The sequence below is a fragment of the Enterobacter sp. JMULE2 genome (assembly GCF_013337145.1).
Lineage (GTDB): Bacteria > Pseudomonadota > Gammaproteobacteria > Enterobacterales > Enterobacteriaceae > Enterobacter > Enterobacter mori.
Genome location: NZ_SGWD01000018.1, coordinates 190,709 through 203,765, shown reverse-complemented (window position 1 = coordinate 203,765; position 13,057 = coordinate 190,709). Strand labels below are relative to the sequence as shown.

Annotated in this window: 11 protein-coding genes; 7 read left to right on the top strand and 4 right to left on the bottom strand. The window is 47.0% G+C overall.

Annotation, left to right across the window (positions count from 1 at the left end; all coding sequences use genetic code 11):
- Positions 1-32: 32 nt before the first annotated feature.
- On the bottom strand, positions 33-563 hold the full coding sequence (locus tag EXW94_RS25580) for a lytic transglycosylase domain-containing protein (RefSeq protein ID WP_174341409.1): 531 nt from the start codon (positions 561-563) through the stop codon (positions 33-35).
- Between the two features lie 145 nt (positions 564-708).
- On the opposite strand from EXW94_RS25580, the gene EXW94_RS25575 reads away from it, so the two are divergent.
- Genes EXW94_RS25575 through EXW94_RS25565 form a run of 3 tightly spaced genes read left to right on the top strand, consistent with a single transcriptional unit; the run spans position 709 to position 2,313 of the window.
- Complete coding sequence (locus tag EXW94_RS25575; RefSeq protein WP_174341408.1) at positions 709-1,458, top strand: thioredoxin fold domain-containing protein; 750 nt, start codon at positions 709-711, stop codon at positions 1,456-1,458.
- A gap of 27 nt (positions 1,459-1,485) precedes the next feature.
- Positions 1,486-1,863 carry a hypothetical protein gene (locus EXW94_RS25570; protein WP_174341407.1) on the top strand — a complete coding sequence of 126 codons (378 nt, stop codon included), beginning with the start codon at positions 1,486-1,488 and terminating at the stop codon, positions 1,861-1,863.
- A 15-nt stretch (positions 1,864-1,878) separates the two neighbouring features.
- Positions 1,879-2,313 carry a hypothetical protein gene (locus EXW94_RS25565; protein ID WP_174341406.1) on the top strand — a complete coding sequence of 145 codons (435 nt, stop codon included), beginning with the start codon at positions 1,879-1,881 and terminating at the stop codon, positions 2,311-2,313.
- Positions 2,314-2,324: 11 nt separating this feature from the next.
- On the opposite strand, the gene EXW94_RS25560 is transcribed toward EXW94_RS25565, so the two are convergent.
- Positions 2,325-2,936: a hypothetical protein gene (locus EXW94_RS25560; protein WP_174341405.1), complete on the bottom strand. Its 612-nt coding sequence runs from the start codon at positions 2,934-2,936 to the stop codon at positions 2,325-2,327.
- A gap of 105 nt (positions 2,937-3,041) precedes the next feature.
- On the opposite strand from EXW94_RS25560, the gene EXW94_RS25555 reads away from it, so the two are divergent.
- Positions 3,042-3,935: a DsbA family protein gene (locus EXW94_RS25555; protein ID WP_254797896.1), complete on the top strand. Its 894-nt coding sequence runs from the start codon at positions 3,042-3,044 to the stop codon at positions 3,933-3,935.
- Positions 3,936-4,011: 76 nt separating this feature from the next.
- Positions 4,012-4,500 (top strand): hypothetical protein, encoded by a 489-nt coding sequence (locus EXW94_RS25550; RefSeq protein WP_174341404.1) that lies wholly within the window; start codon positions 4,012-4,014, stop codon positions 4,498-4,500.
- 132 nt (positions 4,501-4,632) lie between these two features.
- On the opposite strand, the gene umuC is transcribed toward EXW94_RS25550, so the two are convergent.
- Both umuC and umuD read right to left on the bottom strand, forming a co-directional pair.
- Positions 4,633-5,886: a translesion error-prone DNA polymerase V subunit UmuC gene (umuC, locus tag EXW94_RS25545; protein ID WP_254797895.1), complete on the bottom strand. Its 1,254-nt coding sequence runs from the start codon at positions 5,884-5,886 to the stop codon at positions 4,633-4,635.
- 7 nt (positions 5,887-5,893) lie between these two features.
- Entirely contained in the window at positions 5,894-6,310 is a 417-nt protein-coding gene (gene umuD / locus EXW94_RS25540; protein WP_174341402.1) for a translesion error-prone DNA polymerase V autoproteolytic subunit, read from the bottom strand.
- A 782-nt stretch (positions 6,311-7,092) separates the two neighbouring features.
- Here umuD and EXW94_RS25535 point away from each other — a divergent pair.
- Positions 7,093-9,483, top strand: coding sequence for an Ig-like domain-containing protein (locus EXW94_RS25535; RefSeq protein WP_174341401.1), 2,391 nt, complete (start codon positions 7,093-7,095; stop codon positions 9,481-9,483).
- Positions 9,484-9,697: 214 nt separating this feature from the next.
- Positions 9,698-13,042 (top strand): hypothetical protein, encoded by a 3,345-nt coding sequence (locus tag EXW94_RS25530; protein ID WP_174341400.1) that lies wholly within the window; start codon positions 9,698-9,700, stop codon positions 13,040-13,042.
- The last annotated feature ends 15 nt before the right edge of the window (positions 13,043-13,057 follow it).

The following is a 13,057-nucleotide window of genomic DNA, read 5'->3' as shown; positions in this document are numbered from 1 at the left end:
CGGAAGGGGCTGGTTAATACGCCAGCCTGACGCTATTGAGGGGCTGTTGGAGGCATATCACCGTTGTTTGCAATATGACCCTGGTATGTGGTGATTGGTTGAGTCCATCGATAGAGCTCATTCATACCGTTTCGTTGCTGGATCCGACGGTTATAGCGCACCATAAAATTGAAAATGTATTTTGCCCGAACTTTGGGGGTCTTACTGTTGTAGTCTCCGATGCCTTCAAATACATTCCCGTTTCGGTCGACAATTTTACGGTACAGCCACCAGGTGCCTACCCAAAAGCTGGCACAGGCATCATAGGCCAGTACTTTCCAGGTAACAGTCGGAAAATGCTCCGCTATCTCCGGCAGATTTGATGAGTTAATTTGCATCGGCCCAATATCATAGCTGCCGTTTGTATTGCGGCTGAACGTACCGACTTTTCCACCTTCATTATCGAAAAGGGTATAAACCAGTTCTGAGTCGATACCAAAGTAGTTAGCGGCATCGCGTATGCACTGTGTCCGTATCTCAACCGGGACGGGGATTGGTTTCACATCATCAGGAGGACTAAACACGGGTATCTCCACTGGGTAGCGAATAGGTATATTCTCCCACAGGTAGATTTCCTTATCCGGCAGAATAACCCCTGAATTTGTTCCGTAAGCGGAAAGGCGAAAAAATATCGCATGGTACTATCTTCATCACATTTATGGAGGTGGTATGAAGCGCATTTTTAAAAGAGCAACCCTCACTTTGGCTTTATCTTTTTCAGCTTTTAGCGGTATTTCTGGAGCATCCACTTCAACCCTTTCAGAGGTGGCGCTCAGTAAACTTAAAAATGTCGGCTTGTCAGTGGAGCATATTGAACCCTCTCCGGTTAATGACATTTTTACGGTCGTCTCGCGTGAGGGTATCAGCTATGTTACCAGCGACGGTGATTATATTTTTACGGGGAGTTTATTCCATGTGAATGGAAAGGAAGTAGAAAACACGACTGAGCAGGCCGTATTAATGGCTGTTCGTTCGTTTGCGTCAAAAACCAAAACTATTGAGTATAAGTCCACTAATGAAAAATATAAGCTGGCGGTGTTTACCGATATAACGTGTGGGTTTTGCCAAAAGTTGCATCATGATATTCAGTCCTATCTTGATGCCGGGATCACTATTCAGTTTCTGGCCTATCCCCGGGCGGGCTTAAATTCTGTTGTTGCTGATAACATGGCCAAAGTCTGGTGTTCGCCTACACCAAACAAAGCGCTGAATGATGCGATGAGCGTACCTTCGACGGTACCGGCTGGCAGGGCCAGTGAGTCATGCCTGGAAACCATTAAATCGCAATTCCAGATTGCTTCAACTATTCCGCTCAGAGGAACGCCAACTATGGTCTCGCTGACCGGGAAGCCATTGGTTTTCAATGGCTGGGTGAGTGCCGATAATCTGGTTAATCAGATGAGCTCGGATAAAAAGTAACTTTATGAACGACGTCATGAGGTGATTATGAAAGTGAAAATGTTGAATATCTTTTTGTTGATGGCCGTAAGTTCACAACCCGTTATGGCCACTGTCTGTGCGAACGGCGCATGCCAGCTGTCGGACAGCGTTCAGATCCGTGAAGTATCGGCGACTACCGCTGCTTCAGAGAACTTAACGGTATCATCAAAAACCAGTGAAGATCTGGCTCGTAAGCTGGAAAGTTATCTGAAGAACGACAAGCTCAAGGTCAATAACGACAGCACTCATAAAGGCCCCGGGACAAGCCAGATACATCAATCTGATGAGTTGGCGCCGATCCGTCAGCTGAAGGTGATTCGACCTGAATTGGTACAAACGCCATTGTTACACTTGATGCAGACGGGGAACGTTCGATTCGCCTGAAAAAAGGGACTTTCAATGAATGTTGCACTGGCACTTGATAGCCTTGTTTTAAAAGCCACAGGCCTGCCTGACCGGGAGTATCTCAATGACCCGGTGATTGCCTTGCAGTTTCAATCTGCGCGGAAAAAAGTGCCTTTGCTACTCGTTGGTTGGTTTATCTGCATGTCCCTCACAGGGATCGTGAGCTTTGTCCTGCCAGCTCGACTTGATTATCTGGTGGGTATGTTATTCCTGTTGATGGCCATTCTGGCAGTCCTTCTGAACAAAATGCATAGCCTGCACCCGGAAAAGGGCGTAAGTGACGCCAAGCTTCGGGACATTATGTCCAATCCTCTTGTATCTTCGGGGGTAAAAAGACAGTTGCAGTACATCCATATAAATAAGTCCACTGAGATATCGTGGGGGGACATTTATCGACTTTACGACATCAATCACCAATCCCGGTTTTAGCCCTGCATACATCAGTTCCAGGGGATGACGGTACTGTAAAAACCAGAACGAAGTGGCGTATCCATTTTATCGATTAATGCATTGATCATGGCAGTGTATGCGGCATTATCAGACGGGACGGGTGCGTTGCTTTTCATGATGACGGATAGCACTTCTTTTCCGGCAGGAGTACCTACGCGCATACTCACGCTGAACTGACGCACGTAATGAAGACGTGAATAGGTTTCCGTACCTACCACGCCCTCTACGGGTTCATACTCATATTCGGTGTTTGACTCTCGTTTTTTATCCGAATGTTGTTTTTTTTTCGTCATCACATATCCGATCACCCCAGTTACAGGTTCAGTACTGTATTGCTTATTTTCCACAGGACGGGAATATGTGAACGACAGCACGTAATCAGACTGTCCGCTGGAAATGACAAATCCTTTTTTAGTTAAACCGGTAGCCAATTCATTTTCAAACACCCGGGACTGTATTGAATCATCAGGCGCAATTATCTCGATCTGCTTATGACCAACCGGTCGGGGTACTAGGTCATAGGCTTCCATTTCGGTTTGGAAGTGATAACCGCAGCCACTTAAAAACATTGCAGGCAATAGTGTCAGCCATTTCTTGAGCATCTCACAGACCCTTAAATTCGTTTTATAGCGAATAATTAGTCGCTTCAGCTTGAGTATAATCTTTTCACATTGTTCTCTAATAGTCTGAATGACATAAAGGTGCGTATGAAAGAATCTAAACCGGCAAGTCCATTAAAACTGATTGTGCCCATTTTAATTACAGTTGGCGTCACGGCCACTGCCACGTTTTTTATGCAGCAACTCATTATGGAACGTGTAAACAGTAATCAGAAGATGGTATCGGAACTTGAGTCATCCGCTAATCGCAACGCTTTCACGCCCTCAACCGGAGCCCGGATGTTTACCCCGGAAGAAATTGGGGAAATTGCCGCTGATTATCTGATCAAGCATCCGCAGAAACTCGTGGAGGCAGGCAACGCGCTGGAAAATGCAAAAGCGACCGCATCACTTGAGCGACTGATTCCATATGCCCCAGCACTATTTGATACAACTGAAACGCCAAATATCGGACCGGACAATGCTGACGTGGCCGTAATTGAGTTCTTTGATTATCAGTGCCATTTCTGTATGCGTGTGTCGCCGGTCGTAGATACGGTTTTAGACCAGAATAAAGACGTGAAACTCTTCTTCAAGGAATTCCCGATCTTTGCCGGGACTAATCCTGTCTCCGCAATGGGGGCTGCTACCGGTCTCTATATTTTTCATAAATATGGTGCAGACGGTTACCGTAAATACCACAACAACGTTATGACCAGTGCATACGCATTCTATACATCTAAACGCGAATTCAACCTCGCTGAATTTGACGCGGTTGTGAAGAAATCTGGTTTTGATGTTGCGCTAACGGATAAAGATAAAACGCGATTTGAGAACGTAATTTCAGCAAACATGCAACTCGGTGACTCGCTGGGTGTATCCGGAACACCAGGATTCATCATCATCAATATGAAGAAGCCGACTGCTGAAACAACGTCGTTTATCCCAGGCGCTCTTGATATAGGAGCATTGCAGGCCGCTATTCAAAAGGCCCGTGGCTGATTAAGGCAGGGTAAACAATCACGCATAATTTTTTTGTTGTGTTCTGACTAAACGTTCAGGCTTGGAAGGATCGTGGATGACGATATTTTTGGTTTTTTTGACATTGGCGGTGATGGCACTGGCGTATGGCCGGTATCATGATGGAATAGTACTAAATCAACTTTGCCGCGATAAATATGAGGATTTATTACGGATAAGAGATCAAAAAGAATTCCGACCGAAATTCAGAAGTCGGGAAACTGCTTTGGAAGTTCAACGTTTTGCGCATACTCAAATGTATCTACACTTGCTCGGTGTACTTGATTATGGATTGAGATGCGAAGGATATAATTTAACACGCACACCAATCGGGTCGGCGGAATTAGATGCTGATACCAGCAAACGGGTTGCTCGTTATATAGCAAGAGAACGTTATTTATACTTGGCCCCGTTGGAATCACCTGACAATAGAGAGGCAAAGGTAGATATGGGCGAGAAAGATGGAAGCAATATCCAATGGCTATTAATACTGAGTAAAGGTTGTGAGAACCAAGGATGGTATTTAGAAAGGCGTAACGATAACTGAATGTTTCTAGAGTAAAACCACAGATTTTAATTACCATAATAGTTCATTTGATCAAGCTTGGGTTCAGGTTGTTTGGTACTTCCGATCATCGGCTCTGCTTCAACCCGGACCCTGCCCACACTTTATACTCACTTAAGAGCGGGCGATTGGCAGTTCATCCCAGCGTGTGGTGTAGCGTGGCGATAGCAGGGCCTGTTTCATCCTGAATGGCTGTTCGATGCCTTCAGCCAGCATGAACACGGAGCCCCTATGTTGCCGATTAATACGGTCCATCACCTTCATCAGGGCATCACTGCCTTTTCTCACCGGTCTTTCATCAAACAGACTAAGTTGCTCAGTGCCATCAGTCATCGATGACAGCACAACTCCTGCTTTTGCGTAGGCGATTCCAGGCCGGTATATGCGGTTCAGGATAGAAACAGCTGCGTTGTTCAGATCCCGGGTGTCCTGTGTGGATGTAATAAGTTCAATTCCGCTGGTGCTAAAGCGCTCCGCACCTTTTGCGTAATGGCTGCTCTGGATGAACACCATTACTTGACGCGCCCATGAACCATCTAATCTCAGTTGTTCTGCTGCTCTGGCGGTAAAAAATGAAACAGCCTCATGCAGTTCGTGACGCTCGGTCAGACGGCGTCCAAAGCTGCGGGAAACGATAATTTGTTGTCGGGCAGGAGGGGATTCGTCCAGCGAATAACAAGCTTCACCATGGAGCTCCCGCCAGGTCCTTTCCATCTGTACGCCAAACTTCTTTCTTATAAGGCGCACGTCAGTATTGATGAACTGAGCACCGGTTTTGATGCCCATCTCGCCGAGGCGCTCGCTGAGTTTTCTGCCGATCCCCCAAATGTCTTTTGCTTCCACCAGCGACAGCAATTTTTGTATCCGGTGTGGATCAATCAGCACTACGACCCCACCGGTCGCCTTCCATCTTTTGCTTGCGTATGTTGCTAATTTTGCTAATGTTTTTGATTTTGACACTCCGACGCCGCAGGTGAGAGAAAGGTTGTGTTGTAGCGTTGCCCTTATCTCCCGCCCATACTGCTCAAAATCGACGAGGTGAGACATTCCGGCAAGCGACATAAAACTTTCATCAACTGAGTATCGGTTAGTTCTGCTGGCGTATCCCTCAAGAGTCTCGTGGAACCGGTTGGAATAGTCCTCATATAAAGTAAAATTTGAGCTTCGAATGGCGATGTGGTGCCTTTTGATCAGGTCCTGGCATTTAAAGAGAGGCGCCCCTCTTTTGATTCCTAGGTCCTTGGCGAATTGATTCATCGCGATCACCATTGAATCGTTATTGCTCAATACAATCAATGGCTTACCTCTAAGTTGTGGTGCCATTGCTGTCTCAAATGCGGCATAAGCCCCATTGATGTCAACGTGCATATACATATTAGTATTGGTTTACCGCAAAGGTTACAACCCCCCAGATCTCCAGCTCTTCCGGATCAACCCGGATAGGTGAAAATGCAGGATTGCAGGGCATCAGCATGAGCTCAGGGTGCAGTTGAAGCATTTTGACAGTAAATTCTCCATCTACCAGCGCAATGACGATTGAGCCCTCTGTTGCCGTCAGTGAGCGGTCGACAACCAGAATTGCCCCATCGCAAATACCGGCATCTTTCATGGAGTTTCCGTTTGCACGGACAAAGAAAGTGCTAGGCCGATTTTTTACTACATGCTCATGAAGATTAAGCTCATTATCCTCGTGTCCGGCACAGGGACTCATTACCCCACAGCTGATGAGGTCAGAAAAGAATGGAGAATGGAGTGGGGGTAGGGCTGCGGGGATTTCAAAAGTAACTTTCATGGCAAGGTCCGGAACTTAACTGTATATATAAACAGTATCGCCGCCATCGGCAGAAAGATCAAACCTTCTCACCGATCCAGCCTGAAAGACGTGGTTCATGGTTGGTGAAATTAGGGCAGTGTTTAACACTATGCCCGGCGCCAGCAGACTGATTGATCACGTCTTTAGCGGGTAGCCAGCTTTCGGTGAGAACCAGCTGATACAACTTTGAGGGATCTTAAGCCTGCTGGAGTATCCATCAGTTATTATATCCAGGAGACCTTCGTCCATAGGTGTCGCGGGTAGGTGCTGTATCTGCTGGTAGCGATACTGCATCCGGGATGAACTACAGGGGAATATGCCGTGCGGTGCCTTGGCTGCCATCTCTACACCAAAATGCAGGTGAATCCACATACGCAGCCGGTAATGCACGATATACCCGTCCAGCATTATCCAGCAATGGGGAGAGAGCACGAAGTCACTATCCAGCCCGCTAACTTGGCCTATGACGCGTTGGTGAGGAATGTTTTCACGTGTCAGGGCCAGGCTGACCATCAGAGAATGACCATCACATTCGAGAGGTGCATCATCCACCTGAAGCAGTGCACGGTGAAGGTCATTAAGATGGTCGGGTAGATGGCTCATATTCATTAAAAACTTGTGTAAGACGTAACTTAAATGGTAGATAACTCAGCTTTATCAAATTAACGAAAGCTCCCGCTTTGACGGGCCAATTAAAGCCTATATCTAACAAAACTCAAACTTTAAATACGTATCATGAGGGCAATATTAGGAGAACCCCCATGAAAAAGAACGTGGCGCTGTTTGTTGCTCTCTCAAGCTTCAGTATTAGTGCTTTAGCTGAGGTTGCAGAACTGAGTTTTAAAGATACGCTAAATGCAAAGAAAACCGTAACCCCGGCAGTGAAATGGATCAACCCGGTAACGAGCTTTGATGTTTCGGTTATTTCGGGGCTTGATCGTTACATCACCCTGGCCTTGCTGAGAAGTGATGGTAGTACTATCTGGAGTACAAAAAGCGGCCTGATCACTGTTAATGACCGAGCAACATCGTCTGGCGGGTTTGATTATTATGGTAAGACTCTTACGGTGCCAGCAATGGGTGAAGATAATTTTACGCTGAGAGAAATCATCACCGATTTGCAAGGGAAAGAGGTTTCTCGCCAGGATTATCCAATTGCAATAGACCGTACCCCGCCAGTAACAGGCACCATCACCTACACGAGAAATGGCTGGACCTACGGAAGTGAAGCGATCTTTACCTCGCTCCCACCTGGAATGCAGTACGCAAGTGTTCAGGCAATAGTGTTCAATGGCCTGAGCGACAAAAGCTCTGGGCTTGATAAAGCAGAGTATTTTATTACTGACTCTGCTGGAGTGGAGCGCAGAAAGGGGGCAAAAATTAACACTGTCGATGGCAGTGTCACTGTACAGATTGATGATGCAAGCGGTAGTGCGATGGCCCCGGATGCCCGGTCTGAGTATACGATAGGCATATACCTGTATGATAAAGCTGGTAACAGGAGTGAACTGAGTCGACGGAGTGTAATTGATAGGGTTAAACCAGACGATCTTATTCAGGTACAGAATGCGAATACTGGCTTATGGGAGACCTATGAATCTGGTATGGAGGTATATCAAAATCCAATTTCCATCAGAGTTTTAAGGAAGAAAAGTGATTTTGTTTCCACTAATGGAACAAAATATGGCTGGGCTGACAGCAAGTATCAGACTTCAGATAATAACTATAACATTTTCACATTTAAATATATCTATCCCAGCGTTGGTGATACCTATTATGAGTTTGAAACTCTGGCCGGTGGGGTCAGACGAATTCATAACAATTATTTTAATTTCTCCCCTGCATCTTCTTTGGAGATGGCTCCTAAGATAGTGGCTAAGGAAATGTATCGCAGTGAAACAAACGAGTGGCTGAAGCAAGCGTCAATCAGCATACAGACGGGGACTATTTCACGCATTAAGGTCACCGCAGAGCAACGAAATTATGTACAGAAATTCAGAACGGTTAAGGAACCAAACTGGTTTTGTACTATACCTGTGGGGCAAACCAGCTGCGAAATGGCGGTCAATTTCGCGTACACCAGCGGTAAGGGATTCGAATATATCCATCTTTATTCCGGAAAAGATGGTAGCAATATTTACGACTCGCTGGCCGGTAATTTCTCCGTAATCTGGGATAACAATGCTCCAGTCATTAACAGTGCTCAGATTAACAAAGCAGCAAAAACAATTTCCATGACTGCAACCGATAATGATCGGGTCAATGCCTGGAATATCAGTTACTGGGACACCAAAGTTTTTCAAGCTACGCTTAAAAATTCTCGTGAAGAAATTTTAACGCTGACGCCAACATCTGTGACGGAGAGCGATTTTAAAACGAAAAATGCTACGTTCTCTTATGCCGGTCTGCCGGATGGTAATTATACAGTGCTCGATGTGACAGCTACGGATTTGGTTGGAAACAAGAGTACCAAATCGCTAAATACACCTCTGAACATCGATACTACGCTTCCCGTTATCGGCTTTACTTTCAATGGTGCCGATGCTGAGGGAGTACTGGTAAAGGGGCTTGAGAACCTGCGGATAAGCGTTACTGATGCCTCTGGGGATGCCTCCTTAACGTCACTCAAGTTGGCAGGCGGCCCTAACTCAGAAAAGGTCACACTGGCTTTTACATCCATTAGCAAAGATGTCTATATTCCTGAATATCCTAGAATTTTCCCAAATACGGATGAGTCAGACCAAACGTATCATCTTGAGGCTCTGGCGATTGATGGGTCGGGAAACCAGACTATTAAAACGCTTAACTTCACGTATCAGCCAGCCAATCTGATATTACTGGATAACTTAAAGACGCTGGCTACAGCTGTCGCTTTGAAAGCTACAGACAATACACCGCTTGCCATTATTCGAACCAGCGTATTGCGTCGGCAGGACGGTTCAATCATCACTGGGCTGCTGAACGGGACTCTGACCGTTCAGAAAAATGCTCAGTTCGGTGTCACCGTTGCCGGAGTTACTGTTCAGCCGGGAGAGACAAAGTCACTGTCGTTAGATATGGGGAATGGAGAGGAGCGATCCTATCCGGTGATACCTGCTGAAAGCGGCTATTCCGGCACGGCCACTTTTGCAATCGAGTTCCCTCAGTTGTAGGTCCATCATTTTGGGTGCGGTCTCTGGCCGCACCTTCCATGCATGCATCAATAAACACTTCTGGACCCTCTCACTCGTGGCTGATATGTCTGTTGCACACCCTGACAGGATATTTATACGCAGCAGGATAGGCATTTAGGGCCGCACAGCTTATTAGAGGCTAGGCTCATCCTGATAGACTTCCTTCAAATATTGTTTGGTAAGGAAGATTACGATGGGTGAGCTGGTCATCAAACATGGCGTAGAACGCATTGAACGTTTTCAATCTCTGGTCTCAGGTGAGTTCTGGTCAGCATTGGACGATATCCCGGAGGAAGGAATTAAAGCCGGTGAGACATTGCTTATTGTCTCCTTACGCTATGTCGAGGACGAACTGCATACCGTCATTCTGCGCTCTCACCCACGCGTGTTTGGCAAGACAATTACCATTCAGGTAACCGATAGTCAGGGGAAGGTTCATGAAAGAGGAAAGACGATGACAGAGCATCGCTTTCTGACACAGGACTTTTTAAACCGATTCCAGTTCCAGCCTGAACATAAGCAGATCCGTGCGGCCGAGCTGCTGCATGTGCAGGAAGAAGTAGCCAGACTTCAGGCTGATCTCACCGGGCTTGTAGGCAACCCCAAAGCACTCAGAAGCTTTGCAATTGAACAGTTTGAGAAGGAACAGAGTCATCCAGAACCGGCGAGCATGAACGGTGGTGCTCTTGCGCTTACTACTCAATCCCAGGCGATTGCCTCGATTGCAGTGGGGAGTGTCCAAAATGCGTTGTCATCGGATTTGAACGAAGCACGTATCGATGAAATCCGTAATGCGGCCAGACAGGAAGGGCGGATCAACGAGATTATCAGCCGAACCATCTCATCCAGGTCGAATGATATCACCCTGGCGATTCAGCGAATGACACCATATTTTGAGGAGCAGGGCGCCGCGATGATCGCGACGTCCGAAGCATCCCGGGAGCATGTGAAGAAAATTCAGGATGGAGTAGGTAGTCTGGAGCTCTACATCGGCAAAGATGTGGAAGTGGTGACGATTTGCGAAGGTGAGTCAGCACCTGAGAGCATTCCGCTTCAGATCGTTCAGAGCAAACTCATGGTCGACGAAGAGCTTGCAGTATGGGCAGACCTTGATGAATGGTTTGATTTTTCCAGCATGGAGCGATTCCATCAGGTACTGAAATCAAACACCTCGCTGGTGGAACAAATTTTCCCGTCGGAGCGCTCTATTGTCTGTATGGCAACTACACGTCGTTATATTGATTATCGCGATCCTTGGGAGAATCAGGCCCGAAATAGTCAGAATAAAGTGGTCTTCCTTCTTGTAAGGGATGGGCAGAACATTTATCAGGTCTTTTCATCAGTAGAAAGCCATCTCGGGGCAAACCAACTGTTTCCATCCGAAAGCGAACAGCAATCGCACTTCCGGGGTATGGATGGGAGCACCATTAAATTTGAAGATGTCAGTTATACGGACCGGCTTAAGGCTCATGACCTGATGGCCTTGCACTATCGTCGTTTTTTGATCCTCATTTGCGGGCTGGATCATCGGTTGAAGCTGTTTGGGTCTTTCTATGATAAACAAACCCCTTATAGCTTCCTGAGTATGGAATTCCAGGGGCAATTCATGACCTTCCTCCACGACAATGATGGCAGTGGTTTATTGGCCGCCCCTGAACTTCGGCCGTCTCTTTCAGAGTTCATCGCCCGATCTAATTCAGCATTGCAGTCCGGATCACGGGTACTTTGCGCCTGGAATGAGCTTATTTCGCCACAAACAGCACCGGGCGCCACTCAGGAGGACAGTGCTTATAGCAGCTATCGGGGCTGGAGCTGGAAAGCGAAACCGCTTAAGGATTACGAGATCGTCATTGCCAGCCGTCAGGGCGAGGACGTTATCGCTAATGTTTCGTGCAGACGGTATTCAACAGACAAAATCATTAGCTGTAAGGTTAACATGTCGAAGTACCAGGTCAGGGAGACCATGGGGTATCTGTGCATGGATACCATTCTTCCGGAAGACCTTGAGTGGTATATCCGACGTCGGAAGTTCCGCAGCAATCACATCTTCTACATCCGGATGTTTAAAATGGCGCTGAAATTCATCCATCAGGAGCGCCTGGAAGAACATAGCTATCGTATGGAACTAAACCAGGCACTCATTGATGGCCATATCGGCACACCTGAAAGCCGCCCGGGCCTCATCGATAAGTGCATCATCACGTTTCGTGCAAATAACCGTGGTGAGCCACTCTCTGTGGCGATGGGAACACAAAAGGGTAGGGAAGGTCTGCTGAATCAGCTTTTCCAGCTTGGTGGAGCTGCTATGGCTCGATACCCTGACGTGAAATATTTCCTGGAACAGCAGGGCTTCAGGCTTATTCGCTTATCGGTAAATGCCACTGGAAAGTTACTGGCATATGCCACGCCTGCCGCATATGAATGCGATAACCGCCTGGAAGCACATGCCTGGGTTCACAAGTTACAGCTCGCATCAAACACAAAAGGTTCCATCCGCCAGGTCAGTAAGGACTGGGTCAAAATGAATAACATCACGCCGTCGGAAAATACCCTGTATGAAGAGCCACAGCTGGTGGCGGAATGGGCTGGTAAGAAAACGGCATTTGCGAGTTATCAGGAAAAACAATCATGGTTTGACCTTTGCAGTGCTGGCCCAGAGGCCCTTCAGCGTTTTGTGGGGATCTCAGATCCTGACATCTTCACTGAGGTGATGAGGCAATGGTTTGAGGCATTTGAAGAAATTAATGAAGAGACAACAGCAGCTGAATTTCCAAATCTGATGATTCCTGTTGGCGTAGAGCGGGTGCGAGGAAAGGCACACTTGCTCTACATTGGTACCAAATCGCCACAAGACTGGTTACTGCACTATGCCCCGAATGAGGAGCTCCGGAAGCTGTTTCTTGAAGAGTACCTCTCTAACTTTAAGTATGCAGATGAAGTAGAGAAGAAAATGCTGGCCAAATTAGAAGCCGGAGTGCCACCAGTTCTGGGCATTTTTACAAAATCGGAAGGAGAGGTACAGTCGGCTTTGTTTGACAGTAACAGAAAGGCTTCCTATAGCCTCTGGGCAGCGGGAGGAACTCATGAGATGCCAACGATGTTGAATGATCAGTGGAGCTGGCTGGAGGCTAATTTCAGCAAAAATGGCCAGTTATATTTGACTCCGTCTTTCATCGATGACGATGGTGCGATTATGATTGATGAGGTTATTCATAACCCTCGGCCGCAGGGATTATCGCCGGTTACCGTGTGGGAGTTTGAACGTGACCATTTCAATAAACAGCCGGTGGACCGGGATGGTAAATCAGTATTGCTATCGCATTGGTACGATATCAGCCAGCAAGAATTGACGATCCAGGAAGTACTCGGGAGTATCTGCCCAGACGATTTTGAAGTACGAACATACCGAATGGATTCAGAGGAGCAAGCCTTAAGAAATATCGGGCGGGGATCAACCCGAATCCGTAGCTCAGCTGAAAACGTAGAATGGCACCAGCCTGCACCCGGAGTTACCAGGGTCATTAAACGAGCGTGGTAAACATTTTCATCCTAT

Bases quoted from the DNA above. Each gene is read 5' to 3' on its own strand.
- EXW94_RS25575 (WP_174341408.1), top strand. From the start codon at position 709: ATGAAGCGCATTTTTAAAAGAGCAACCCTCACTTTGGCTTTATCTTTT.
- EXW94_RS25570 (WP_174341407.1), top strand. From the start codon at position 1,486: ATGAAAGTGAAAATGTTGAATATCTTTTTGTTGATGGCCGTAAGTTCA.
- EXW94_RS25565 (WP_174341406.1), top strand. From the start codon at position 1,879: ATGAATGTTGCACTGGCACTTGATAGCCTTGTTTTAAAAGCCACAGGC.
- EXW94_RS25560 (WP_174341405.1), bottom strand. From the start codon at position 2,936: ATGCTCAAGAAATGGCTGACACTATTGCCTGCAATGTTTTTAAGTGGC.
- EXW94_RS25555 (WP_254797896.1), top strand. From the start codon at position 3,042: ATGAAAGAATCTAAACCGGCAAGTCCATTAAAACTGATTGTGCCCATT.
- EXW94_RS25550 (WP_174341404.1), top strand. From the start codon at position 4,012: ATGACGATATTTTTGGTTTTTTTGACATTGGCGGTGATGGCACTGGCG.
- umuC (WP_254797895.1), bottom strand. From the start codon at position 5,886: ATGCACGTTGACATCAATGGGGCTTATGCCGCATTTGAGACAGCAATG.
- umuD (WP_174341402.1), bottom strand. From the start codon at position 6,310: ATGAAAGTTACTTTTGAAATCCCCGCAGCCCTACCCCCACTCCATTCT.
- EXW94_RS25535 (WP_174341401.1), top strand. From the start codon at position 7,093: ATGAAAAAGAACGTGGCGCTGTTTGTTGCTCTCTCAAGCTTCAGTATT.
- EXW94_RS25530 (WP_174341400.1), top strand. From the start codon at position 9,698: ATGGGTGAGCTGGTCATCAAACATGGCGTAGAACGCATTGAACGTTTT.